The following is a 23,592-nucleotide window of genomic DNA, read 5'->3' as shown; positions in this document are numbered from 1 at the left end:
TAACATTTTTTGGGTCAAACGAGGTATAGTTCTGTTTATGTGTGGCATTATCAGTATAGAAGTCCTGAGTAAACATGTTGTCGTTGAATACTGCTTCTCTGCCGAACCTTTTATTAGTGCCTCATGCAGTAATGTCTCAGTTTTATCTCAATGAAGCCTGCGGGCGAAGAATACAATTTAAGGAATTTGCAAAATGGCAAAGATCAAAGGTCAAGTTAAGTGGTTCAACGAGTCTAAAGGTTTTGGTTTCATTACTCCGGCTGACGGCAGCAAAGATGTGTTCGTACACTTCTCTGCCATCCAAGGTAACGGCTTCAAAACCCTGGCTGAAGGCCAGAACGTAGAGTTCGAAATTCAGGACGGCCAGAAAGGCCCGGCAGCCGTTAACGTTACTGCTATCTGATCGAATTTCTGATGCGGTGCCTTGCGCATCGTTTCTCTAAAAAGCCTCGCTAAGCGGGGCTTTTTTGTTTCTGGCGCTTACCGCTGCGTTGCAAATCAGGCTACACTTGCGCCCTTTAAATTACCCGGAGTTGCTATGTTTACCTGTCCCCTTTGCCACGCCCCGCTGAGCGAAAAGCCTAAAAGTTACCTTTGCCCACAGGGGCACCAGTTCGACAAGGCCAAAGAAGGATATGTAAATTTGCTGCCGGTACAGTTTAAGCATTCAAAACAACCGGGCGATAACGGCGAAATGATGCAGGCACGCCGAGCTTTTCTTGATGCCGGCTACTATCAACCGCTGCGCCAGCGGGTGGCCGAGTTGCTCGAACAACAACTCGCGGCTCAGGCGGATACCGTTCTGGATATTGGCTGTGGGGAAGGGTATTACACTGCGGCGTTTGCTGAGGTTGCCTTAGCGCATGGCGCAAATACCTGTGGGCTGGACGTCTCAAAAGTCGCTATCCGCTACGGTGCGAAACGCTATCCCGACGTGACGTTCTGCGTGGCATCAAGCCATCGTTTGCCGTTCGCAGAGGCTTCCCTGGATGCGGTGATCCGTATTTACGCACCCTGCAAAGCCGAAGAACTGGCGAGAACCGTTAAGCCTGGCGGGAGTGTGATTACCGTCGTTCCCGGACCGCGTCATTTAGTGCAGTTGAAAGGGCTGATCTACGACGAGATTAAATTGCACTCGCCGGAGGGTGAAAGCCTTGAAGGATTTACATTGTCTGAAGAGTTACAGCTTGCTTATGGGATGACGCTGAACGCTGACAACGCCGTGGCGCTATTACAAATGACACCGTTTGCCTGGCGCGCGCGCCCGGAAGTGTGGGCGTCGTTAAATAAAGTAGAATCATTCGAATGCGAAACGGATTTTTGTATTCGCGTCTGGCAGCGCGACAGTTAAGCAAAGTGGCTCCAGAGGATCTGCGCGCCAATCCCCATCAGTACCAGCCCGCCCAGGATCTCAGCGCGCTTGCCCAGTAGCGGGCCAATAAAACGGCCCAGCATAATGCCCAACGTGGACATAATCAGCGTCGCACAGCCAATCGCCAGCGCGGTGTAGATAATATTTGCCTGTAAGAAGGCCAAACCCACGCCGACGGCCATGGCATCGATACTGGTGGCAAACGCAGTGGTAACTAATAACCAGAAGCTGTGGCGGCGCAGCTGCGTCTTTTCTTCTTCCGTTTCGCCGCGAACGCCTTCAACAACCATTCGCACACCCAGGAACATCAGCAGGGCAAAGGCTATCCAGTGATTCCACTCAAGCACAAATTTCGAGGCGAAAAGGCCCAGCGCCCAGCCGATGAGCGGGGTAAGCGTTTCGATTACGCCGAATATCAGGCCGATGCGTAACGCCTGAGAGAATTTAGGTTTATGAAGGGTCGCGCCTTTGCCGATCGATGCGGCGAATGCGTCCATTGACATGCCGAATGCGAGAAGAAGGGTTGCGGAAAGATTCATCAAAGCGTCCTGACCGGGATATCCATATACACAGCCACTGCCCCGGTAATCAGCAGTGAATGTGCCTATGGTCTCGCTTGACTGAGAGGGCTCTCAGTCCGTACGCGCCACGTTGTAACAACGAGTATGTTGACACGTACATTTCCGTAAACAGTGGAAATTAGCTACTCCCCAATGACGGGCGCAACAGTACCATATTCAGGAAATATAAAACAACCCACAAAAGTTGTTATTTTTCAACCTAATTGATAACGATTTTCATTTGACGGAATTAGTAATGAAAAGGTTAATAAATAGTTTTATGTTCTCTGCAAAATAATATAGCCATGGCTATGTTGGTGTTTAAATATCCACCAAAAATATAGACAAGGCTATTGTTTAACCTATTGACTATTAATAAGAAGTTTATAAATTCTTTCGAGATCGTCAATATTCTTTACCCGGATAAGCAGGCGGCGTTGTTCTAATTGCATCACCAGAACCCCGTCTTCCGATAAATTCATTGCCTTAATGCGATTATATTCTATCCATGCGTTGGCGAAGAAAAAGCCAGTAGATTTGAAAATAATCTTTGGCTGTCGCAACCAGAAAAGATAAATAGCCATCAGCGCCAACGCGCCTAATAACCAGGTGGTTAGCGGTGCGCCATGTGAAGCAATATTGTTGTAAATCAGTATGCCGACCAGCCCGACGAAAATCGCGCCGTCGACGCGGCTGCGGCGTAGTAAGGGGATGGTTAACAGTGTTGTGCCTTTGCGTTTTGCCATAATGGCTTCGTCATAGATGGCAAAGGCCAGCAGTACCAGAATAAACAGGATCAGAATCCAGTCCGTCAGTGTCATGCCTACTCCCTAATAAAAAACCGGGAGCAAGCCCCCGGTTATAAACCTCAGGAAAACCGTATCTTACAGCCCAAGCAGCCCGATCGCATAGCCAACGATACCGATCACGAAGAAGCCGACGATAATCCACAGCGGGTTAACTTTTTTACGCAGTAGCCACATACAGGCGAAGGTCAGCAGCAGCGGCACCAGGCCCGGCATCAACTGGTCGAGAATGGTTTGCACCGTGGTAACTTTTTCAGCGCCGGTCTGGTCGGTAATACGCGAGACCACCAGCGGAATATTCACGTGCGTCCACTTGTTGACCAGCGCCCCCATTACAAACAGGCCGAGAATTGACGCCCCCTCGGTCAGTTTTTGCAGGAAGCCGCCACCCATATCCTTAACGATATCGATCCCTTTGCGATAACCGTAAGCCACGCCGTAATAACGGGTTGCAAGGCGCACCGCGTTAAACAGGATAAAGAACAGCAACGGTCCCAGCAGGCTGCCGCTCATGGCGATACCTGCGCCCAGCGCCGCGAATACCGGACGCACCGTACCCCAGAAAATGGGGTCACCGACGCCTGCCAGCGGCCCCATCAGGCCCACTTTGATACCGTTAATCGCGCCATCGTCAATTTCTGCACCGTTGGCGCGCTGCTCTTCCATCGCCAGCGTTACGCCCAGTACCGGCGCTGCAACGTATGGATGGGTGTTGAAGAACTCGAGATGGCGTTTGATCGCCTGACGGCGTGCCTCGTTGTTTTCCGGGTACAGACGTTTGATCGCCGGGATCATTGAGAAACAGAAACCCAGCGCCTGCATACGTTCAAAGTTCCATGAACCCTGAAACAGGTTAGAACGAATGAACACGCCGCGAATGTCGCTTTGAGTCAGTTTCTTCTCACCCGTGGTAGCCGTATTTTTTGTCATATCAACCATGTCGCTCACCTGCTAGTCCAGTTCGTTATCAAGATCGTTAGCGCCAGCGGCCGGTGCAGGCGCGGCGGCGGAACGGTTGTATTTCGGGCTAAGTTGGATGTAGAGGATGGCCATGACGGCGCCAATCACACCCAGGGCGACCAGGTTGAAGTTGGTGAACGCCGCAGTAACGAAGCCGAGATAGAAGAACGGCATCAGGTAGCCGGCACGCATCATGTTGATGACCATTGCATAACCCACGACCACGATCATACCGCCGGCGATGTTCAGACCGCTGGTGACCACTTCAGGGATAGCGTTCAACATATTCTGGACTTCGCTGGTCCCCACGGACACCGCCACGATCACCGCCGGAATAGCGATACGCATGGCCTGAAGGAACAGCGAGGAAACATGGATCCACGACAGGGCAGTGAGATTGCCTTTTTCCGCCGCGCTGTCCGCCGCGTGCTGGAAACCTACGGTGATAGTACGCACGATAATGGTCAGTACCTGGCCTGCCGCTGCCAGCGGAATGGCCAGCGCGATACCGGCACCGATGCTTTGGTGGCCAGCAATAACCAGGATGGTTGAGATAATTGACGCCAGCGCCGCATCAGGGGCAACCGCCGCACCGATGTTCATCCAGCCGAGGGCGATCATTTCCAGGGTACCACCGATAATGATACCGGTCTTCATATCACCCAAAACGGCCCCGACGAGGGTACAGGCGATAAGTGGACGGTGAAACTGAAATTCATCGAGTACCGACTCCATACCCGCGATACACGCAACGATGAACACCAGCACAATCTGAAGAGTGGTAATCTCCATTGTACTTCTCCTATAACATTGACAGACTTAAGTGTGAGAGCTGAAAAACGTCGTTCCTGTTCCGCAGTTACGGTGTCACTTTGCGGAGTAAATCCATCATTTTCAGTTTTTGATCGTTGGAGACTTTGCGGACTTCAAGCTCAATGCCGCGCGCGTTAAGTTTGTTGAAGGCGTCAATGTCTTTGCTATCGACTGACACCGCGTTATTCACCTGCGTTTTACCCTGGCGGAACGCCATGCCGCCAATGTTCACCGACGTGATATTCACGCCGCCTTCCACAACGCGCTCGACGTCGGTCGGGTTGGTGAACAGCAGCATCACGCGTTCCCGGGCGTATTTCGGGTTGTTGTAAACACGGATCATTTTGGCAACGTCAACCACGTGGGCGGTCACGCCGGGAGGGGCAACCTGGGTCAGCAGTGTTTTACGCACTGTGTCCGCCGCCACCTCATCGCTCACTACGATAATGCGCGAAACGTTGGTTTCTTTGGTCCAGCGGGTGGCAACCTGGCCGTGAATCAAACGGTCATCGATACGGGCGAGGCCGATCACCATATAATCGTCCGGCCCCATAGGTTTTGCGGGCGTCGCTGCTTTGGGCGCGACAGGCGCGGCGGCAGGCGTCGCCGTTGGGGCGGCTTTTTCAACCGGTTTTGCCTTCAGCGCCTTAACGCCCTCACGCCCGGTTTCCACGGCCAGCGCGACCAGTTCATCGAATGACGGGTTATCGTCGCGCCCCATTAGGGTTTCGACCAACATCGGAATGTTGACCCCAGCAATCACTTCATGGTGCTCTTTATCGACGACAATGCGGCTGGCAGCATTAAACGGGCTGCCTCCCCATGTATCGACGAGAAACAGCACGCCCTGACGGGTATCGAGTTTCGATAATTGGGCGTTGTATTTTTCGATGAGTGTTTCCGCGTTTTCGCCGGGAACAAAATCAATCCAACCCACATTTTCTTGCTCGCCCAGCAGCATCTCGGCGGTTTTGAGCAGTTGCTCAGCGGCCCAACCGTGAGTGCCTATGACAATAGCAATAGTCACGTGCTACCTCCTTCGTTGTAGTCACACCCTCTTTAACGAGAGCATCGCGAATCATTACTGGCTAACCGAATCGATTCAGATAAGGGGTTTATTGAGACAAATGCCTAATCCGTGATTTATTTTAGATAGTGAAAAAATAATTTATGTGATGAAGATCCGTAATTTAGCTTAAGCCGGCCCGTAAAAAAGGTTGCTAAGAAATATGAACCTTCACTGTGTCAGCAAAATTGCAAATTCTGGTAAATCTTTGCAAAAGGCTGATTCCGTTTGCTAATGTATGCTTCTTATTAATTATCAGGAGTAGCGGGCAGCAGCCCACCGTATGGACCGTCACCGACGTCAATTCACTTCCGCCTGTTCTCAGGCCACTCGTCATTCCGACGCATCACACCTAATGTTAGCTACTGTTTTTGCGCCCGCGAATTGTGCGGTGCCGTTTAGTCATTCCTTCAGCTGGAGCCAGTTATGGAATTATTAATGGACCCCTCGATTTGGGCGGGTTTGCTGACGCTTGTGGTACTGGAAATCGTTCTGGGTATCGACAACCTGGTGTTTATCGCCATCCTCGCAGACAAACTGCCGCCAAAGCAGCGTGACAAAGCCCGTTTAATCGGCTTGTCCCTGGCGCTGATTATGCGTCTGGGGCTGTTGTCGTTGATTTCCTGGATGGTGACGCTGACGCGCCCGCTGTTCAGCGTGATGGATTTCACTTTCTCGGGACGCGACCTGATTATGCTGCTCGGGGGCTTGTTCCTGCTGTTTAAAGCCACGACCGAACTGCACGAGCGGCTGGAGAACAAGCAGCACGATGATGCCCACGGTAAAGGCTATGCCAGCTTCTGGGTGGTCGTGGTACAGATTGTGATCCTTGATGCGGTGTTCTCGCTTGACGCCGTGATCACAGCGGTAGGGATGGTGAACCATCTGCCGGTAATGATGGCAGCGGTAGTGATCGCGATGGCGGTGATGTTACTGGCCTCTAAGCCGTTGACGCGCTTTGTGAACCAGCATCCGACGGTTGTGGTGCTCTGTCTGAGCTTCCTGTTGATGATCGGCCTGAGCCTGGTGGCGGAAGGTTTCGGCTTCCATATTCCGAAAGGCTACCTGTACGCGGCTATCGGTTTCTCGATCCTGATCGAGTTGTTTAACCAGATTGCCCGTCGCAACTTTGTGAAGCATCAGTCGCGTATGCCGCTGCGCGCCAGAACGGCGCAATCGATCCTGAGCCTGATGGGCGGCAATAAAAAAGGTAACGTCCAGCCGGAAACGGAAGGGACCGCGATGGTGCCGATTCCTATGGAATCTTTTGCCCATGAAGAACGCTACATGATTAATGGCGTACTGACCCTGGCATCGCGTTCCCTGCGCAGCATTATGACGCCGCGCGGCGAAATCAGTTGGGTGGATGCCGAGCTGAGCGTGGATGAAATCCGCGAGCAGCTACTGTCATCCCCGCACAGTCTGTTCCCGGTGTGCCGTGGCGAGCTGGATGAAGTCATCGGTATCGTGCGTGCGAAAGAGCTGTTGGTGGCGCTGGAAGAGGGCGTTGACGTGGCGGCGATCGCGGCGCAGTCCCCGGCGATTGTGGTGCCGGAAACCCTGGATCCGATCAACCTGTTGGGCGTGCTGCGCCGCGCCCGCGGCAGCTTTGTTATCGTCACCAACGAGTTTGGCGTGGTGCAAGGCCTGGTAACGCCGTTGGACGTGCTGGAAGCCATCGCGGGTGAATTCCCGGACGCTGACGAAACCCCGGAAATCGTGGCGGATGGCGACGGCTGGCTGGTCAAAGGCGGTACCGACCTGCACGCCTTGCAGCAGCATGTTAACGTTTCTACGCTGGTGAATGACGAAGACGACATTGCCACTGTGGCAGGTCTGGTAATTGCGGTTAACGGCCAAATCCCGCGCGTGGGCGATGTGCTGGAGGTTGCGCCTTTGCGCATCACTATTGTTGAAGCCAACGATTATCGCGTGGACCTGGTTCGGGTCGTGAAAGACGAACCTGAGCACGACGAAGAAGAGTAATCAGCGTAGCGTCAATGCTGACATATGTTGATCGTTGTTGATGGCAGGTGGCGGTAAGTCACCTGCCAGCCAGCGCGGGAAATCAGCGATGGGCATGGGCTTCGCGTATAAATATCCCTGGAGTATCGCCACGCCGTGACGGCGCAAATAGCCTTCCTGCTGTTCGCTTTCCACACCTTCCGCCACCAGATTGATCCGCAGCCGTTTACCCAACGCGATAATAATATCCGTCACCGTGGAGTTCACCGCATCGGTGCCAATGGCGGCGGTAAAGCTTTTATCAATTTTCAGCACATTAGGGTGCAGCCGCTCAAGATAAGCCAGCGAACTTTGCCCGGTGCCGAAATCATCAATCGCTAGTTCCACGCCCATCTGGTGCAGCTCACGCACCACGCGGTAGTCCATATCCGGCAGCGCGTCGCGTTCAGTCAGTTCAAGCATGAGCTGCTGTCTGGGCTGTTTAGCGAACCAGACGCGGCGTAAATCATCAATAATCACCCCGTTATGGAAATGGCTGGCCGCTACGTTAATCCCGACATGAAATTGTTCCGAGGCCGGGAAAAGATGCAGCTGGCGCACGGTTTCCGCCAGCACGTAGCGGGTGAGCGGCGCGATTAAATCCTGCTGCTCGGCGAGAGGAATAAACACGTCCGGGGAGATCCACCCCTGGCGCGGATTGTTCCAGCGCAACAGGATCTCCACGCCGACACAGTGGCGGTCCCGCGCCCGTACCAGCGGCTGGCAAAACACTTCAAACTCCCTGGCGGCGATACCCAGGTTTATTTCCCAGGAAAAACTCATCCGTGTTGCGCTGGCAAGCCAGGTGATATAGCCGATCAGCAGACTGAGCATCAGCGCCAGTGGTAGCTGGGCAGGCAGGCTTTGCAGCGCGACTTTTTCCGGCGACGGGCCGGTGGCGATCACGGCAAACGGGTAACGGCTGGAATGATAGCGATGTTCAACGTGGCCGCGGGTGAGAGGCAGCCGGTTATCGTAGATAGTCTGCCCGACCAGATATTGATTCGCCACGTTGAGCACCGCCTGGGTGATTAACGGTGGGCGCGGCTGGAGCGTCAACCCCGCCAGCAGTTCGATATTCACCACCTGCATCACGCCGCTTTGCCCGTCGAGGCTAGACGGTTCCCACAACAGCAAAATCGGCGAGCCTTTCAGCAGCGACCCGGCGATGGAGAGCGTCATCAGCGGATAAACCGAGGGCAGCTTGGGTTGCAGTTGATTAATCGGGATATCGCGCTGGCCAAAAATACTTGAGCAGTAGAGGGTACCGTCTTTCACCAGGGCGATAGATCGAACCGTTTGCAGTCGCGCCGCCTGTTCGCGCAGCTGATACTGGGTCATATCGCAGGGGATGCCAGGCAATGTCACCAGTGATTTACGCGCCACTTCGATAGGTGCCAGCACCGTCTCCAGAGAAGTAATCGCGCGCTGGCTGTATTCCTGGATTTCCCGTCGGTTGTCGCTGCGCTCGGTGACATAGCGCAGGCCCAGCGTCACGATGAGGGTCAGGATGGCAAGAACTATGCAAAGAATAAATCGTCTGCGCCGATAGTGATAAATAATGCGCTGGGCTGTTTGCATCTCCGTAGCCTCTCAAGACCTCTCCTCAGGGTGGAGAAGTGAACATTGAAAGTGTAGTGGGGATTATTTATGACGAAACCGCGGCAGATAAAAAAAGCGCCGCGAATGCGGCGCTCGGTACTTAGTTACACTGGACTTTAATCGCCAGCCCGCCGCGCGAGGTTTCGCGATATTTGGCGTTCATGTCTTTACCGGTTTCGTACATGGTCTCGATGACTTTATCCAGCGAAACGCGCGGCGCGCTGGTGCGGCGCATCGCCATGCGTGACGCGTTGATCGCCTTAACCGATGCGATGGCGTTACGCTCAATGCACGGCACCTGCACCTGGCCGGCGACCGGGTCGCAGGTCAAACCGAGGTTATGCTCCATGCCGATTTCCGCCGCCACGCAAACCTGTTCCGGGCTGGCGCCGAGAATTTCAGCCAGGCCAGCGGCCGCCATGGAGCAAGCCACACCCACTTCACCCTGGCAACCCACTTCCGCGCCGGAAATTGACGCGTTCATTTTGTACAGCGCGCCAATCGCGCCAGAGGCCAGGAAGTAGCGGATATACACATCCGGCGTTACCGGTTCGATAAAGTGGTCGTAGTAGGCCAGCACCGCCGGAACGATACCGCAGGCACCGTTGGTCGGCGCGGTCACCACGCGGCCACCCGCGGCGTTTTCTTCATTCACCGCCAGCGCGAACATATTGACCCAGTCGATAACCGTCATCGGATCTTTGTTGTTCTTATCGCTGGACACCAGCATTCTGCGCAGCGCGGAAGCGCGACGCGGCACGCGCAGCGGGCCAGGCAGCACGCCTTCGGTATTCATACCGCGATCGATACAGGCCTGCATGGTGCACCAGACGTTGCCGAAATAGTCTTCGATTTCCTGCTTCGTATGCAGCGCCAGCTCGTTTTTCATCACCAGACCGGAGATAGACAAACCGGTGTCATTGCAGTAATCCAGCAGCGACTGGGCGGATTTAAACGGATACGGGACGTTAACGTCGCCGCTGGCGTCTTTGCCGAAATGGGCTTCGTCGACGATAAACCCGCCGCCGATGGAGTAATAAGTATTGCTGTAGATCTCTTTGTCGCCGTGGTACGCAGTGATGCGCATGGCGTTTTCATGCAGCGGCAGGTTATCGCTTTGAAAGCGCATGCCGTTGTCTTTCGGGAAATCCACTTCATGGCGGCCCTGCGCCAGCAGCAGGCGTTCGCGGGTTTCGACATCCCGGATAAACGCCGGAATGCTATCAATATCAACGGTATCAGGTAGATTACCCGCCAGACCCATAATGATCGCGATATCGGTATGGTGGCCTTTGCCGGTAAGAGAAAGCGAGCCGTAAACGTCAACCGCTACGCGGGTCACGTTTTCCAGTAATCCTTTTTCGACCAGATCATCGACGAACTGCTTCCCTGCCTTCATCGGTCCAACGGTATGGGAAGAGGAGGGACCAATGCCCACCTTAAACATGTCGAATATACTAATCACAGTAAAAACTCCTGCCAGGGGCACCCTTTTGGGTGACGATGTTAGAACAACGCTTATTTTAAGAGTTTATTGTTCGGCACAGTTAATTATTCACATGAATAAAACTAATGCCTCAGACAATATTCACTAATAAAGTGTCGCCAGACCCCATAAAAAACAGGGATTATGCTGAAATTATAGTTAAGGTTTCGTACCGATTTGCAGAGCCAGCTCACGAATAATGCCCGCCGTCATGCCCCAGACAAAGTAGTGTTCATACCAGGACAGCCAGACGCGGTGATCGTTACCGCGCCGATGGATATCCAGCGGATGATAACGCCCCAGGCGCAGCGCTTCATCCAGCGGCATTTCAAACACCGCGGAGACTTCCTCTTCGCTGGCGTGATAGGGCAGGTCCGGCGGGATAATCCCCACGACTGGCGTGACCTGGAAGCCGGTGACGCTGTCCACGGTGGGCAGCACGCCGATCACTTCCACCGATTCCGGAGGAATAGCCACCTCTTCCTGGGCTTCGCGCAGCGCGGCGGCAATAAGCGAACTGTCTTCTGGATCGCGCGCGCCGCCGGGGAACGCCACCTGCCCGGCGTGTTTACGCATCCGCGTTGAGCGCTGGGTGAGCAGCAAGCCGGGAACCGGGCGGCGCACAATCGGCACCAGCACGGCGGCCTGGCGTTGATTTATCGAATGGCGGCTAATCTCCGGGCGTAATAACTGAAAACGGGCTAAAAAACTGTCCAGTGTCATCGGCGGATTACTCATGGGACTCCTTTAAAGGTGATTAAGGATACGATTAACTTTATCAAAAGTTTCCTGATATTCCGCCGCTTCCTCACTATCCGCCACAATGCCGCCCCCAGCCGAACAGTACAGCGTGCCGTCCTGCGCGGTGACGGTGCGAATAGTAATGCTGGTGTCCATATTGCCGCACGCGCTGATGTAGCCGATGCTGCCGCACCAGGCGTTACGCCGTTGCGGCTCCAGCTCTTCGATAATTTCCATCGCCCGCACTTTGGGTGCGCCGGTAATCGAGCCGCCGGGGAAACTGGCGCGCAGCAGATCGGTAGCATGAAGATGGGCAGGTAGGGTCGCAGTAATGGTACTCACCAGATGATGCACTGCCGGGAAAGGCTCCACCACGAACAGTTCTGGCACCTTAACGCTGCCCGGCACCGCAACGCGGCCGATATCGTTACGCAGCAGGTCGACAATCATCAGGTTCTCCGCCCGGTCTTTGGGCGACGCGGCCAGTTTTTGCGCCTGCAAGGTATCCTGCCTGGGATCGGCCAGCCGCGGCAGCGTGCCTTTGATGGGGCGCGTCTGGATCTGGTCGCCTTCCAGCAAAATAAAACGCTCCGGGGACAGACTTAAAATCGCCTGCTCCGGCAGACGCAAAAAGGCGCTGAACGGCGCGCGGTTAGCGGCGTTCAACTGCAAAAACGCCTGCCATTCATCCCCCGTGTAGGTAGCCTGAAAGCGTTGCGCCAGATTGACCTGGTAACAGTCGCCGCTGTGCAGATACGCCTGAATCTGGCGGAATTTTGCGCCGTATTCTTCGCGGCTCATACTGGAGGACCAGTCTGACGTGCGCACAAACGGGGCTGATTCCGCGGCCGGCTGCTGCTCAAGCCAGGCAAGACGCGCCTCGGCGTCATCCCAGCTCAACAACGTGAGGGTCTGGCGATGGTGATCGGCGATCAGCGCCCAGTCATAAATACCCACCGCCATATCCGGCGCGCTCACATCCTGCGCGGCTATCACCGGCAGCTTTTCGAAACGTCGTCCGAGATCGTAGCCGAACAGCCCCACCGCGCCACCCTGGAAGGGCAGGTTGGGGTCGTTAACGGGCTGGATATTCAGCGTTTTCAGCGCCGATTTCAGCAGCGCTAACGGGCAATTATCAGAAGTCCTGCTGCTGTCATCGGTGTGGATAACGGTTGACGCTCCCGTCGTTTGCAGCGTGATCTTCGGGTCAGCCACCAGGATATCAAACCGGTTGTGGGCGTGTTCGGCAAAGCCGGAATGCAGCAGCATCGCCCAGGGCTGGTGGTGCAGAGTGGCAAAATGGGTTAACAGCGCATCAGGTTGCCAGGGCAGCGTAACGGTTTTCAGGCCGGAGGAGTGGATTGTTTGCATCGCTAAACTCATCAACACGGGTTGCCTGCGCGCAGTGGTTGGCGCAATCAGAGCAACGTGAAATAATAACCGCCAGCAATGTAACAGGAGTCAACCATGTTTGCAGGATTACCTTCACTCACCCATGAACAGCAGCAACAGGCGGTCGAGCGGATTCAGGAACTGATGGCGCAGGGGTTAAGCAGCGGTGAGGCTATCGCCCAGGTGGCGCAAGAAATCCGCGCGACCCATAAGGGCGACCGTATCGTCGCCCGCTTTGAAGATGAAGACGAGTAAATAAATTCTCTTCAAACTTCAGGTCCTGTAACTAAATGGCGCACATGCGCTGTTTAGTTAATATTTTATCCATTGCACTTTTTGCCAAACACTTCGAGCCGCAAGCGTAGCTTGTGTTAAATGGCCATTGATCACAGTTATGGCAACATGAATAACGTCTTTATCAAGTGGATTAATACTCTCTGTATTAAGAGTGTAACTGTTTATTAGCTCAGCTCTTAAAGTTACTTTAGACTCAATTGAGTACTGTTGAATTCCTGAAGAAAGATTCAACATGTACATGTCATCCTTTGAGTTTTGTGAAAAAAATATTAGGCGACTGAATTTTTTGTAACCCTTGATTAATTGTTGTTCTTTTTAATGTAACATAACAAGTGTTTTTCATTATGTTTTGATTATTGTTTGTATTTATTAATTTTTTATTTAATTATATGATTTATAAGTAATAATCGCTATTTTTATCAAACCAGAGTGGATATGTATAGACTGTACGCAAAGCATATTGTAGGTAGTAATTATTCTATTAAATAATGATTAATTCTCTCATCATAAGTTTAATTTATAAATCGGGTTTTTTTTGGGACTTTATAAAATGGATCGGGATAAGGTAATTTGTAGTGTGTGGTATGCTAATTTATTATATTTATGGCTTTAGGGACGATCATGAACTTTTCCAGACGAAACTTGTTGGCTTTCGGTGGTGCCGGAATGCTGGGGGCAGCAATACCCACAACGCTAAGCCAATTAAAAAAAACAGCGCCAACAGAATGGGTAGTTGGAGAATATGGCGGCGAGTATGGCCCTGGAAAAGATATTGGTACTGCGTTTAATAACACCCTTTTACAAAAAGGGAGCAGGCCGGGACGGGTCATTGTTCCTTATGTTAATGGGGTGATGTACGTCGATAAAAATAGCCTGATAGTTTACGGTGATGTTGAAATAGATTTTTGTAGTAATCATATAAAACTTCAAAATGGTGCCTCGAAGTACCTGTTAAAAAATCAAAAAACGAGTAATGAAATTTCCGGGAAAGTCACGATTAAAAATGCAACCTTTGACGGTAATAAACGAGGCGGACAGACCAGGCGTTATGACCGTGTGGTTAAAGATAAGTTGTATGGCGATATTTATCATTATACAGATAATTATCCTGGCTTTTGCCTGGTTTTCGATAGGCTCGAAACATTAATTATTGATAATGTGAGAATCATCGATCCGGAGGGATGGGGAATTGCGCATTTCCTTTGTGATACGGCACGGTTTTCGAATATTGAAGTCGTGACCCAGAACGGTACGGGCTTAAACGGAGATGGCATAACGGGTGTAGGAACCCGTCATGTGCAGGTCAGCAATCTGCAGGGTTACACTAACGATGATATGATTGGAATTTCAACATCCAGAGCAACGGTCCAGGGTATGATGATTTTTAACCCCCAGGAAGGCAGAGATATAGATAGCGTGGTAATTGAGAATCTGCGCAGCATGCCGAATCAGGACGGGGGGAGTTACGTTGGAGCAGGCTTTTATTTTTCTGATGGGAAATGTATTAAAGATATAAATGTTAACGGCATCGAGGGAAACTTTCAAAAAAATATTGTAAGAATGGGGGATTACTGGTCTGCTTCTGACGCATGTGGTATAGATAACATCACCATTACAAGGGTGCATTCTTCAACCCTCATAGCTCCTGGTTTCGATTTTTATTTATTTTCTGGCGCAGTAAATAAATTCTCATTAATTCAGGCGGAAATTTCCAGGCGTATTGATGCCTCATCATATTATTATAATGGTGAAGAAAATTCCGTTCTCTGTATTGACGGCGGAAAGATAAGTGCTGTGGTTGTTAATGACATAAATTATGTCAGTGAGTTATTAACTGTCGATCCGGAAATCGATAATGGGATCGTGATTTGCCAGAATCAAGGTGAAATCGATCAAATAACGTTCGGCATTCGGATTGTTGCTGACAGAACCAATAATTACTGCCTTTTAAAGAAGCACACTCAATCTGAAGTTATGACAACGCTTAACGTAAATTACCTGATATCAAACGGTGATAAATTAACGTTTCGTCATATTGCAGATCCAAAAAAAATAAAAATTGGCAACGTATTTAATACCAGAGTGAGTGAACCCCTGTCCGGTGAAAGTTCGATCAACAGGATCGGAGGCGATGCCTGGATAGATGGAGCAGTCGACATGTCTCGAGGTTTTGGGCACATTCCGTTATGGTGTGCGCCACAGCGGGCTAAAATAATCAGCTGTTATAATTCTGCCGCCTTGCAAAACAGATACGTCGCGCGTATCAATCCAGACGGCAAGATCGACGTTTTGCAAATACCGCAGACAGTGACATCCGTAAACTTTGACGGCGCGGGCTGGAAATGCTTTTGACCTTCACCAATAAGTCGATTCTCCCTGCGTTTATAGCGAGTACGCGTTGACTCGCTATAAACTTGTCGCGTCACACCGCCGCAATAATCTTAATTTCCACCTTGTATTGCGGCTTCATCAGCTTCGCCTCCACGGTGCAGCGCACCGGTGCATGTCCCGCAGCCACCCAAGCGTCCCAGGCGTCATTCATCTGGGCAAAATCGGCGCGGTCCGCCAGGAAAATGGTCGCGTCGAGAATGCGGGTTTTGTCACTGCCCTGGGCCTGCAACATTTCATCGATTTGCGCCAGAATATCGGCAGTCTGCGCGCGCGCATCGGCATCGGTATTTTCCGGCACGCCGGTGTAGTAGAGGGTTTGATTATAAATCACGGCGTCTGACCAGCGGGCTTCCGGGTTGATGCGAAGGATTGTCATGATTATGTCCTTATGGTTTTCAAAGAGTGCCAGACTGCCATATCGTGAGCGCCGCGTCATCTCTTTGGCTGGCGAAAGGCTCGCGCCCCTGACATAATCACTGGCAATTTATCCAGGGGGTAGTGTGACGGACATCAGTGTGGCTGAAGAAAATGTGACCGACGATTTCGCGACAGAAGGGCAACTGGCGAAAGCGATACCCGGCTTTAAACCGCGTGAACCGCAACGCCTGATGGCCCAGGCCGTGGCGAAAGCGATAGACACGCAAACCCCGCTGGTGGTTGAAGCCGGAACCGGCACCGGAAAAACCTATGCCTATCTTGCGCCCGCCTTGCGCTCTGGAAAGAAAGTCATTATCTCCACGGGGTCAAAGGCCCTTCAGGATCAGCTCTACAGCCGCGATTTGCCCACCGTTGCCCGCGCTCTGGAATACAAAGGCAGGCTGGCGCTGCTTAAAGGGCGTTCAAACTATTTGTGCCTTGAGCGCCTCGAACAACAGGCGCTCGCCGGGGGCGATCTGCCGGTCCAGACCCTGAGCGATGTGATCCTGCTGCGTAGCTGGGCCAACCAAACCTTTGACGGCGACATCAGCACCTGCGCCAGCGTAGCGGAAGACGCCCCGGTCTGGCCGCTGGTTACCAGCACCAACGATAATTGCCTCGGGGCCGACTGCCCGCTGTATAAAGACTGCTTTGTGGTGAAAGCGCGTAAAAACGCCATGGAAGCCGACGTGGTGGTGGTGAACCACCATCTGTTTATGGCGGATATGGTGGTGAAAGAGAGCGGGTTCGCCGAGCTGATCCCGGAAGTGGACGTCACCATTTTCGATGAAGCGCACCAAATCCCGGATATCGCCAGCCAGTATTTTGGCCAGTCCCTTTCCAGCCGCCAGCTTCAGGATCTGGCGAAAGACATTACCATCGCCTATCGCACTGAAGTCAAAGACACCCAGCAGTTACAAAAATGCGCTGACCGGCTGGCCCAGAGCGCCCAGGATTTTCGCCTGCAACTGGGCGAACCGGGCTTTCGCGGTAATCTGCGCGAGCTGCTGGCGGACCCCGCTATCCAGCGGGCGCTGGTGCTGCTCGATGACGCGCTGGAGCTGTGCTACGACGTGGCGAAACTGTCGCTGGGGCGCTCGGCGCTGCTGGATGCGGCGTTTGAACGCGCCACCCTGTATCGCGCCCGTCTGAAGCGGCTGAAAGAGATCAACACGCCGGGCTTCAGCTACTGGTACGAATGTAATTCACGCCATTTCACCCTGGCGCTGACGCCGCTTAACGTGGCGGATAAATTTACCGATGTGATGGCGCAAAAATCCGGCACCTGGGTTTTTACCTCCGCTACGCTGTCGGTGAATGACGATCTGCACCATTTCACCGACCGGTTAGGCATCGGTGAGGCGGAAACCCTGCTGCTGCCCAGCCCGTTTGATTACCAGAAACAGGCGCTGCTTTGCGTACCACGCGGCTTGCCGATGGCGAACCAGCCCGGCGCGGCGCGGCATCTGGCGCGGATGCTTAAACCGATGATCGAAGCCAACAACGGGCGCTGCTTTATGCTCTGCACCTCCCACGCCATGATGCGCGATCTGGCGGAGCAGTTCCGCGCCATGCTGACGCTGCCAGTGTTATTGCAGGGTGAAACCAGCAAGGGCCAGTTATTGCAACAGTTTGTCGAAGCGGGCAACGCCTTACTGGTCGCCACCAGTAGCTTCTGGGAAGGGGTGGACGTGCGTGGCGACACGCTGTCACTGGTGATCATCGATAAACTGCCCTTTACCTCGCCGGACGATCCGCTGCTGAAAGCGCGGATGGAAGACTGCCGCCTGCGCGGCGGCGATCCGTTTGACGAAGTTCAACTGCCGGATGCGGTCATTACCCTGAAGCAGGGCGTCGGGCGCTTGATCCGCGACGTGGACGATCGCGGCGTACTGGTGATTTGCGATAACCGTCTGGTGATGCGCCCGTACGGCGCGGTGTTCCTGGCGAGCCTGCCGCCTGCGCCGCGCACCCGGGATATTACCCGCGCTGCCGCGTTTCTCGCTGCCCCTGTCACAGAGTAATTTGTGCCAGACTATGTTAAGATGCGCGCCATTTTTAAATGACCCCACCTCGCGAGAGTGCGAAAAGATATGCGAATTCTGGCCATAGACACCGCCACCGAAGCCTGTTCCGTAGCGCTACAGGATAACGACACCACCCATGCTCACTTCGAGCTGTGCCAACGTGAGCACACCCAACGAATTTTGCCGCTGGTTCAGTCACTTCTGAACCAGTGCGGCGTTTCTTTGTCTCAGATTGACGCGCTGGCATTTGGTCGCGGGCCGGGTAGTTTTACCGGTGTGCGCATCGGTATTGGTATCGCCCAGGGCCTGGCGCTGGGCGCGGAACTGCCGATGATAGGCGTTTCTACCCTTGCCACTATGGCGCAGGGCGCGTACCGCAAAACCGGCGCGACCCGCGTGCTGGCAGCCATTGACGCGCGCATGGGCGAAGTCTACTGGGCAGAATACCAGCGCGATGAGCAGGGCGTCTGGCACGGCGAAGCGAGCGAAGCGGTATTAAAACCGAAAGCAGTTAACGCCCGGTTGATGGCATTAAGCGGAGAATGGGCGACCGTCGGCACCGGCTGGCAGGCCTGGCCGGAAATGGCTAATGGCAGCAGCGTCACCCTGGTGGACGGCGGCATTCAACTGCCCGCCGCGGAAGATATGCTGCCGCTGGCGGCACAGGCTTTTGAACAACAGAAAACGGTATCGGTCGAACAGGCCGAACCGGTTTATCTGCGCAACGAAGTCGCCTGGAAAAAACTACCAGGCAGAGCGTAATCGCCTGGCGCGGCGCGTCGGGTTAAGGAGTCAAAATGGCGATGCAAAAAACGATGTTTCGCGTATGGCTGGTGGCGGTAGGTGCGCTGGCGCTTTCCGGGTGCGTCACCATTCCTGACGCCATCAAAGGCTCCAGCGAGATGCCCCAGCAGGACCTGGCCGCCGTGATGGACGCGCCGCGCCTGTACGTCGGTCAGGAAGCGCGTTTCGGCGGCAAAGTAGTCAGTATCCAGAACCAGCAGGGCAAAACCCGGCTGGAAATCGCCACCGTGCCGCTCGACAGTGGCGCGAGGCCGGTACTGGGCGAGCCGTCACGCGGGCGCATCTATGCCGATGTGAATGGTTTCCTCGACCCGGTAGACTTCCGGGGGCAACTGGTAACGGTACTGGGGCCGATTACTGGCGCGGTGGACGGCAAAGTTGGCGCAACGCCTTATAAATTTATGACCATGGATGTGACGGGCTATAAGCGCTGGCATATCACCCAGCAAGTAATAATGCCGCCACAGCCTATCGACCCCTGGTTTGGCCCGTACCCGTGGCGCTATGGATATGGTCCCTGGGGCTGGTATAATCCCGGCCCGGCTCAGGTTCAGACCATTGTAACCGAGTAAGCCTTTGTTTTACGGCAATAACAGACAGCGGCAGGTCCGCTGTCTGTTCGTTTTCAGGACATAAGAAAAATAAATAGTGACGCGCTTCGCATCCTTAAATCAGCCTAATTAATAAACTGGTACGCTGAGTTAATATTATGTTAACGACATGTTTTCTTTATTGGGGCTGCGATGACGACGAATACTACTTTCAGAGGTGATGCATTGAAGAAGGTTTGGCTTAACCGTTATCCGGCCGATGTTCCGGCTGAAATTAACCCCGATCGTTATCAATCCCTGGTGGAACTGTTTGAACAGGCCGTAACGCGTTACGCCGATCAGCCCGCATTTATCAATATGGGCGAGGTGATGACCTTCCGTAAGCTGGAAGAGCGCAGCCGCGCTTTCGCCGCCTATCTTCAGGAAGGGCTGGGATTGCAGAAGGGCGATCGCGTCGCGCTGATGATGCCGAACCTGCTGCAATATCCGGTGGCGCTGTTTGGTATTTTGCGTGCCGGCATGATCGTGGTAAACGTTAACCCGCTGTATACCCCGCGCGAACTGGAACACCAGCTAAATGACAGTGGCGCCAGCGCGATTGTGATCGTCTCCAACTTCGCCCACACGCTGGAAAAAGTCGTCGACCGTACCCAGGTCAGGCACGTGATCCTGACCCGCATGGGCGACCAGCTTTCCACCGCAAAGGGCACCCTGGTGAACTTTGTCGTGAAGTACATCAAACGTCTGGTGCCGAAATACCATCTGCCGGATGCGATCTCGTTTCGCAGCGCGTTGCATCATGGCTACCGCATGCAGTATATCAAACCGGAAGTGACAGGCAGCGATCTCGCTTTCCTGCAATACACCGGCGGTACGACCGGCGTCGCCAAGGGTGCGATGCTGACCCACCGCAATATGCTCGCCAACCTTGAGCAGGTGAAAGCCACCTACGGGCCGCTGTTGTTCCAGGGCAAAGAGTTTGTGATCACGCCGCTGCCGCTGTACCACATCTTCGCGCTCACCATGAATTGCCTGCTGTTTATCGAACTCGGCGGCCAGAACCTGCTGATCACCAACCCGCGCGATATTCCGGGGCTGGTAAAAGAGATGGCGAAATATCCGTTCACCGCCATGACTGGCGTAAACACGCTGTTCAACGCGCTGCTGAACAACAAAGAATTCCATCAGCTTGATTTTTCTACGCTCCATCTCTCTGCGGGCGGCGGGATGCCGGTACAACAGGCAGTGGCGGAGCGCTGGGAAAAACTCACCGGGCAATTTTTGCTGGAAGGCTACGGCCTGACCGAGTGTTCGCCGCTGGTGAGCGTTAACCCGCATGATATCGACTACCACAGCGGCAGCATCGGCCTGCCGGTGCCGTCCACCGAAGCGAAGCTTGTCGATGACGAGGGCAATGAAGTGGCCCACGGCGAACCGGGTGAGCTGTGCATTCGCGGGCCGCAGGTGATGTTAGGTTACTGGCAGCGCCCGGACGCCACCGATGAAATCATCAAAGACGGCTGGCTGGCGACTGGTGATATCGCGGTAATGGACGATGAAGGTTTTCTGCGCATCGTGGACCGTAAAAAAGATATGATCCTGGTGTCAGGTTTTAACGTTTATCCTAATGAAATCGAAGACGTGGTCATGCAACATAACGGCGTCAGCGAAGTGGCGGCGGTGGGCGTACCGTCCGGGGCCAGCGGCGAAACCGTGAAAATCTTTGTGGTGAAGAAAGACCCGGCGCTGAACGAAGAGTCGCTGATCACCTTCTGCCGTCGTCATTTGACCGGTTACAAAGTGCCTAAACTGGTAGAATTCCGCGATGAGCTCCCGAAATCCAACGTTGGGAAAATTTTACGACGAGAACTGCGTGACGAAGCACGCAAGCCAGGCAACAATAACGCCTGAGCTCCGAGAAAGTCGCCAAACGCCGGTTAACCGGCGTTTTTTTTGGCGCAAACCAAAGAGAAAGTAATTTGAATTATCAGATGATCACCACCAACGATGCGCTTGCCGCCTGCTGCGAAGCGGCGCGTCGCCACCCGGCGCTGGCGCTGGACACCGAATTCGTTCGCACCCGCACCTATTACCCGCAACTGGGGCTTATCCAGCTGTATGACGGTGAGCAGGTCTCGCTGATTGATCCGCTGACCATCACCGAGTGGTCGCCGTTTAAAGCGCTGTTGCAGGACGTCAACGTCACTAAATTCCTCCATGCCGGCAGCGAAGATCTGGAAGTGTTCCTGAATGCCTTCGGCATGATGCCGGACCCGTTTATTGATACCCAGATTCTGGCGTCATTTTCAGGCCACGCGCTGTCGTGCGGGTTTGCGGCGCTGGTGGAAAGCTTTACCGGTATCGCGCTGGATAAAAGTGAATCCCGGACCGACTGGCTGGCGCGCCCGCTGACGGAGCGCCAGTGCGATTACGCGGCGGCGGACGTGTGGTACTTATTACCTATCGCTAAACAGCTGGTAGAGAAAACCCGCGAATCAGGCTGGCTGGAAGCTGCGCTGGATGAGTGCCGCCTGATGATGGCGCGTCGCAGTGAACAGGCGGATCCGGAAGACGTCTGGCGCGACATCGGTAACGCCTGGCAACTACGCGCCCGTCAGTTGGCGTGTTTAAAACTGCTGGCAGCATGGCGGCTGAAAAAGGCGCGGGAGCGCGATCTGGCGCTGAACTTTGTCGTGCGCGAAGAGCACCTCTGGCAGGTTGCCCGCTATATGCCGACCTCGCTGGGTGAACTCGACAGCCTGGGGTTGTCGGGCAGTGAAATTCGCTTTCATGGCAAAACGTTATTAGCGCTGGTCGCCCAGGCGCAGTCGCTACCGGAATCGGAATTCCCGGAGCCAATCGCTAATCTGGTGGATATGCCCGGTTACCGTAAAGTGTTTAAAGAGATCAAAGCGCTGGTACAGGCAACCAGCGAGGCAAAAGGGGTGAGTGCAGAATTACTTGCTTCGCGCCGCCAAATTAATCAGTTGTTAAACTGGCACTGGCAGCTTAAACCACGAACGACGCCACCAGAATTAATAAGCGGCTGGCGCGGGGAATTATTACGTGAGCAGCTTACTCCCTTATTAAGCAACTATTAACAAAAAACCCTGTGTATATTCACAGGGTTTTTTTTATAACTAATGATCAGTCAAAAAATAAAAGCGACCGCTATTTATAAAGGGAATAGGAGATCTCTCAAACGTTATTTCGATTCTTCCGCTTCCGGTAGCGTCACGTTAAGTTCCAGTACCGAAATATCGTCACCTTTTTGATCCAGTTGCACCGTCACCATTTCTGGATCGATCTGCACATATTTGCAAATCACTTCAAGAATATCGCGCTTGAGCTGCGGCAAATAATGCGGTTCTGAATCACTGCGGCGACGCTCCGCGACAATGATCTGTAAACGTTCTTTCGCGATACTGGCGGTATTCTTTTTACGCGAAAGAAAAAAGTCGAGTAATGCCATAAATCATCCTCCGAACAGGCGTTTGAGGAAACCTTTCTTCTCTTCTTCAATGAAGCGGAAAGGACGTTCTTCTCCAAGCAGACGCTCAATCGTGTCGGCATACGCTTTACCCGCGTCGGATTCCTGATCGAGGATCACCGGCTCGCCCTGGTTGGACGCGCGAAGCACTGACTGATCTTCCGGGATCACGCCTACCAGCGGAATACGCAGAATTTCTAACACATCTTCCATGCTCAGCATGTCGCCACGGCTGACGCGGCCTGGATTGTAACGGGTAAGCAGTAAATGCTCTTTGATCGGCGCTTCGCCGTTTTCGGCACGGCGGGATTTGGACGCCAGAATGCCCAGGATGCGGTCTGAGTCGCGCACCGAGGAGACTTCCGGGTTCGTGGTGATCACCGCTTCGTCGGCGAAATAGAGCGCCATCAGCGCGCCGCTTTCGATGCCGGCCGGGGAGTCACAAACCACAAACTCAAAGTCCATGTTTTTCAGCTCATCGAGGATCTTACCTACGCCGTCGCGGGTCAGCGCGTCTTTATCGCGGGTCTGCGAGGCGGGGAGAATATAGAGATTCTCGGTACGCTTATCTTTAATCAGCGCCTGGTTCAGCGTGGCATCGCCCTGGATGACGTTAACAAAATCGTATACGACACGACGTTCACACCCCATGATCAGGTCAAGGTTACGCAGGCCGATATCGAAATCGATAACAACGGTTTTTCTTCCCTTCTGGGCCAAACCCGTAGCGATGGCCGCGCTGGAGGTGGTCTTCCCAACGCCCCCTTTACCCGAAGTAACAACAATAATGCGTGCCATAAAGGAATTCCTTGT

Annotated in this window: 24 protein-coding genes and 1 riboswitch; of the genes, 11 read left to right on the top strand and 13 right to left on the bottom strand. The window is 53.6% G+C overall.

The window, feature by feature from the left end; genetic code table 11:
- The first annotated feature begins 37 nt into the window (after positions 1 to 37).
- The 3 genes from ACVV26_RS13190 (at position 38) to rlmA (ending at position 1,351) form a co-directional block, all read left to right on the top strand.
- Positions 38 to 154: a DUF2627 domain-containing protein gene (locus tag ACVV26_RS13190; RefSeq protein ID WP_312985137.1), complete on the top strand. Its 117-nt coding sequence runs from the start codon at positions 38 to 40 to the stop codon at positions 152 to 154.
- Positions 155 to 193: 39 nt separating this feature from the next.
- Entirely contained in the window at positions 194 to 403 is a 210-nt protein-coding gene (cspE, locus tag ACVV26_RS13185; RefSeq protein ID WP_001062678.1) for a transcription antiterminator/RNA stability regulator CspE, read from the top strand.
- Between the two features lie 135 nt (positions 404 to 538).
- The gene (rlmA, locus tag ACVV26_RS13180) at positions 539 to 1,351 is read left to right on the top strand and encodes a 23S rRNA (guanine(745)-N(1))-methyltransferase (RefSeq protein ID WP_474797499.1); all 813 of its coding nucleotides are present in this window, start codon (positions 539 to 541) and stop codon (positions 1,349 to 1,351) included.
- Here the strand turns inward: rlmA and mntP are convergent.
- The 5 genes from mntP to manX form a co-directional block, all read right to left on the bottom strand.
- A complete protein-coding gene (gene mntP, locus ACVV26_RS13175) occupies positions 1,348 to 1,911 on the bottom strand; it encodes a manganese efflux pump MntP (RefSeq protein ID WP_312985133.1) in 564 nt (187 codons plus the stop codon). The two genes, rlmA and mntP, sit on opposite strands and share 4 nt — an antisense overlap.
- A gap of 1 nt (position 1,912) precedes the next feature.
- A riboswitch (yybP-ykoY riboswitch) is annotated at positions 1,913 to 2,096 on the bottom strand.
- Positions 2,097 to 2,294: 198 nt separating this feature from the next.
- Positions 2,295 to 2,753: a DUF986 family protein gene (locus ACVV26_RS13170; protein ID WP_474797497.1), complete on the bottom strand. Its 459-nt coding sequence runs from the start codon at positions 2,751 to 2,753 to the stop codon at positions 2,295 to 2,297.
- Between the two features lie 63 nt (positions 2,754 to 2,816).
- Entirely contained in the window at positions 2,817 to 3,677 is an 861-nt protein-coding gene (locus ACVV26_RS13165; protein ID WP_312985130.1) for a PTS mannose transporter subunit IID, read from the bottom strand.
- Between the two features lie 12 nt (positions 3,678 to 3,689).
- Positions 3,690 to 4,490, bottom strand: a complete 801-nt coding sequence (locus ACVV26_RS13160) for a PTS mannose/fructose/sorbose transporter subunit IIC (protein ID WP_125291950.1) — start codon at positions 4,488 to 4,490, stop codon at positions 3,690 to 3,692.
- Between the two features lie 67 nt (positions 4,491 to 4,557).
- Complete coding sequence (gene manX, locus ACVV26_RS13155; protein ID WP_474797495.1) at positions 4,558 to 5,538, bottom strand: PTS mannose transporter subunit IIAB; 981 nt, start codon at positions 5,536 to 5,538, stop codon at positions 4,558 to 4,560.
- Positions 5,539 to 6,003: 465 nt separating this feature from the next.
- Here manX and yoaE point away from each other — a divergent pair, with 465 nt between their 5' ends.
- A complete protein-coding gene (yoaE, locus tag ACVV26_RS13150; protein WP_474797493.1) occupies positions 6,004 to 7,563 on the top strand; it encodes a CNNM family cation transport protein YoaE in 1,560 nt (519 codons plus the stop codon).
- Here the strand turns inward: yoaE and ACVV26_RS13145 are convergent, their stop codons facing one another.
- The 4 genes from ACVV26_RS13145 to pabB all read right to left on the bottom strand — a co-directional run bounded on the left by ACVV26_RS13145 (position 7,564) and on the right by pabB (position 12,781).
- Entirely contained in the window at positions 7,564 to 9,162 is a 1,599-nt protein-coding gene (locus tag ACVV26_RS13145) for an EAL domain-containing protein (protein ID WP_474797491.1), read from the bottom strand.
- Positions 9,163 to 9,283: 121 nt separating this feature from the next.
- A complete protein-coding gene (sdaA, locus tag ACVV26_RS13140; protein ID WP_474797489.1) occupies positions 9,284 to 10,648 on the bottom strand; it encodes an L-serine ammonia-lyase in 1,365 nt (454 codons plus the stop codon).
- Positions 10,649 to 10,828: 180 nt separating this feature from the next.
- Positions 10,829 to 11,407, bottom strand: coding sequence for a CoA pyrophosphatase (locus tag ACVV26_RS13135; RefSeq protein ID WP_474797487.1), 579 nt, complete (start codon positions 11,405 to 11,407; stop codon positions 10,829 to 10,831).
- 9 nt (positions 11,408 to 11,416) lie between these two features.
- Positions 11,417 to 12,781, bottom strand: a complete 1,365-nt coding sequence (pabB, locus tag ACVV26_RS13130) for an aminodeoxychorismate synthase component 1 (RefSeq protein WP_474797485.1) — start codon at positions 12,779 to 12,781, stop codon at positions 11,417 to 11,419.
- Positions 12,782 to 12,877: 96 nt separating this feature from the next.
- Between pabB and ACVV26_RS13125 the strand changes: the two genes are divergently transcribed.
- Entirely contained in the window at positions 12,878 to 13,057 is a 180-nt protein-coding gene (locus tag ACVV26_RS13125; protein ID WP_474797483.1) for a YoaH family protein, read from the top strand.
- A gap of 57 nt (positions 13,058 to 13,114) precedes the next feature.
- On the opposite strand, the gene ACVV26_RS13120 is transcribed toward ACVV26_RS13125, so the two are convergent.
- On the bottom strand, positions 13,115 to 13,333 hold the full coding sequence (locus ACVV26_RS13120) for a hypothetical protein (protein ID WP_474797481.1): 219 nt from the start codon (positions 13,331 to 13,333) through the stop codon (positions 13,115 to 13,117).
- Between the two features lie 387 nt (positions 13,334 to 13,720).
- On the opposite strand from ACVV26_RS13120, the gene ACVV26_RS13115 reads away from it, so the two are divergent.
- Positions 13,721 to 15,451, top strand: a complete 1,731-nt coding sequence (locus ACVV26_RS13115; protein WP_474797479.1) for a hypothetical protein — start codon at positions 13,721 to 13,723, stop codon at positions 15,449 to 15,451.
- A gap of 70 nt (positions 15,452 to 15,521) precedes the next feature.
- On the opposite strand, the gene ACVV26_RS13110 is transcribed toward ACVV26_RS13115, so the two are convergent.
- A complete protein-coding gene (locus ACVV26_RS13110) occupies positions 15,522 to 15,866 on the bottom strand; it encodes a RidA family protein (protein WP_474797477.1) in 345 nt (114 codons plus the stop codon).
- 154 nt (positions 15,867 to 16,020) lie between these two features.
- On the opposite strand from ACVV26_RS13110, the gene yoaA reads away from it, so the two are divergent.
- From yoaA to rnd, 5 genes are all read left to right on the top strand, one after another.
- Positions 16,021 to 17,931 (top strand): DNA repair helicase YoaA, encoded by a 1,911-nt coding sequence (gene yoaA, locus ACVV26_RS13105; RefSeq protein ID WP_474801846.1) that lies wholly within the window; start codon positions 16,021 to 16,023, stop codon positions 17,929 to 17,931.
- Between the two features lie 69 nt (positions 17,932 to 18,000).
- Positions 18,001 to 18,696, top strand: a complete 696-nt coding sequence (tsaB, locus tag ACVV26_RS13100; RefSeq protein ID WP_474797475.1) for a tRNA (adenosine(37)-N6)-threonylcarbamoyltransferase complex dimerization subunit type 1 TsaB — start codon at positions 18,001 to 18,003, stop codon at positions 18,694 to 18,696.
- A 35-nt stretch (positions 18,697 to 18,731) separates the two neighbouring features.
- On the top strand, positions 18,732 to 19,310 hold the full coding sequence (locus ACVV26_RS13095) for a Slp family lipoprotein (protein ID WP_474797473.1): 579 nt from the start codon (positions 18,732 to 18,734) through the stop codon (positions 19,308 to 19,310).
- Between the two features lie 204 nt (positions 19,311 to 19,514).
- Positions 19,515 to 21,200, top strand: coding sequence for a long-chain-fatty-acid--CoA ligase FadD (gene fadD / locus ACVV26_RS13090; RefSeq protein WP_312985113.1), 1,686 nt, complete (start codon positions 19,515 to 19,517; stop codon positions 21,198 to 21,200).
- A gap of 80 nt (positions 21,201 to 21,280) precedes the next feature.
- A complete protein-coding gene (gene rnd, locus ACVV26_RS13085) occupies positions 21,281 to 22,390 on the top strand; it encodes a ribonuclease D (RefSeq protein ID WP_474801845.1) in 1,110 nt (369 codons plus the stop codon).
- A gap of 104 nt (positions 22,391 to 22,494) precedes the next feature.
- Here the strand turns inward: rnd and minE are convergent, their stop codons facing one another.
- Positions 22,495 to 22,761, bottom strand: coding sequence for a cell division topological specificity factor MinE (gene minE, locus ACVV26_RS13080; protein ID WP_002462836.1), 267 nt, complete (start codon positions 22,759 to 22,761; stop codon positions 22,495 to 22,497).
- Between the two features lie 3 nt (positions 22,762 to 22,764).
- Positions 22,765 to 23,577 (bottom strand): septum site-determining protein MinD, encoded by an 813-nt coding sequence (minD, locus tag ACVV26_RS13075; protein WP_474797471.1) that lies wholly within the window; start codon positions 23,575 to 23,577, stop codon positions 22,765 to 22,767.
- Positions 23,578 to 23,592: the final 15 nt, after the last annotated feature.

It is taken from the genome of Atlantibacter sp. MEI4A-1023, from assembly GCF_056155425.1.
This window is presented reverse-complemented; position numbering and strand designations above follow the sequence as displayed.

Coding starts and splice junctions, on each gene's coding strand:
- ACVV26_RS13135 (WP_474797487.1), bottom strand. CDS start 11,407: ATGAGTAATCCGCCGATGACACTGGACAGTTTTTTAGCCCGTTTTCAG.
- yoaE (WP_474797493.1), top strand. CDS start 6,004: ATGGAATTATTAATGGACCCCTCGATTTGGGCGGGTTTGCTGACGCTT.
- minE (WP_002462836.1), bottom strand. CDS start 22,761: ATGGCATTACTCGACTTTTTTCTTTCGCGTAAAAAGAATACCGCCAGT.
- pabB (WP_474797485.1), bottom strand. CDS start 12,781: ATGCAAACAATCCACTCCTCCGGCCTGAAAACCGTTACGCTGCCCTGG.
- ACVV26_RS13190 (WP_312985137.1), top strand. CDS start 38: ATGTGTGGCATTATCAGTATAGAAGTCCTGAGTAAACATGTTGTCGTT.
- ACVV26_RS13120 (WP_474797481.1), bottom strand. CDS start 13,333: ATGTTGAATCTTTCTTCAGGAATTCAACAGTACTCAATTGAGTCTAAA.
- ACVV26_RS13145 (WP_474797491.1), bottom strand. CDS start 9,162: ATGCAAACAGCCCAGCGCATTATTTATCACTATCGGCGCAGACGATTT.
- minD (WP_474797471.1), bottom strand. CDS start 23,577: ATGGCACGCATTATTGTTGTTACTTCGGGTAAAGGGGGCGTTGGGAAG.
- ACVV26_RS13095 (WP_474797473.1), top strand. CDS start 18,732: ATGGCGATGCAAAAAACGATGTTTCGCGTATGGCTGGTGGCGGTAGGT.
- ACVV26_RS13125 (WP_474797483.1), top strand. CDS start 12,878: ATGTTTGCAGGATTACCTTCACTCACCCATGAACAGCAGCAACAGGCG.
- mntP (WP_312985133.1), bottom strand. CDS start 1,911: ATGAATCTTTCCGCAACCCTTCTTCTCGCATTCGGCATGTCAATGGAC.
- tsaB (WP_474797475.1), top strand. CDS start 18,001: ATGCGAATTCTGGCCATAGACACCGCCACCGAAGCCTGTTCCGTAGCG.
- ACVV26_RS13165 (WP_312985130.1), bottom strand. CDS start 3,677: ATGGTTGATATGACAAAAAATACGGCTACCACGGGTGAGAAGAAACTG.
- ACVV26_RS13115 (WP_474797479.1), top strand. CDS start 13,721: ATGAACTTTTCCAGACGAAACTTGTTGGCTTTCGGTGGTGCCGGAATG.
- rlmA (WP_474797499.1), top strand. CDS start 539: ATGTTTACCTGTCCCCTTTGCCACGCCCCGCTGAGCGAAAAGCCTAAA.
- rnd (WP_474801845.1), top strand. CDS start 21,281: ATGATCACCACCAACGATGCGCTTGCCGCCTGCTGCGAAGCGGCGCGT.
- ACVV26_RS13170 (WP_474797497.1), bottom strand. CDS start 2,753: ATGACACTGACGGACTGGATTCTGATCCTGTTTATTCTGGTACTGCTG.
- ACVV26_RS13110 (WP_474797477.1), bottom strand. CDS start 15,866: ATGACAATCCTTCGCATCAACCCGGAAGCCCGCTGGTCAGACGCCGTG.
- ACVV26_RS13160 (WP_125291950.1), bottom strand. CDS start 4,490: ATGGAGATTACCACTCTTCAGATTGTGCTGGTGTTCATCGTTGCGTGT.
- cspE (WP_001062678.1), top strand. CDS start 194: ATGGCAAAGATCAAAGGTCAAGTTAAGTGGTTCAACGAGTCTAAAGGT.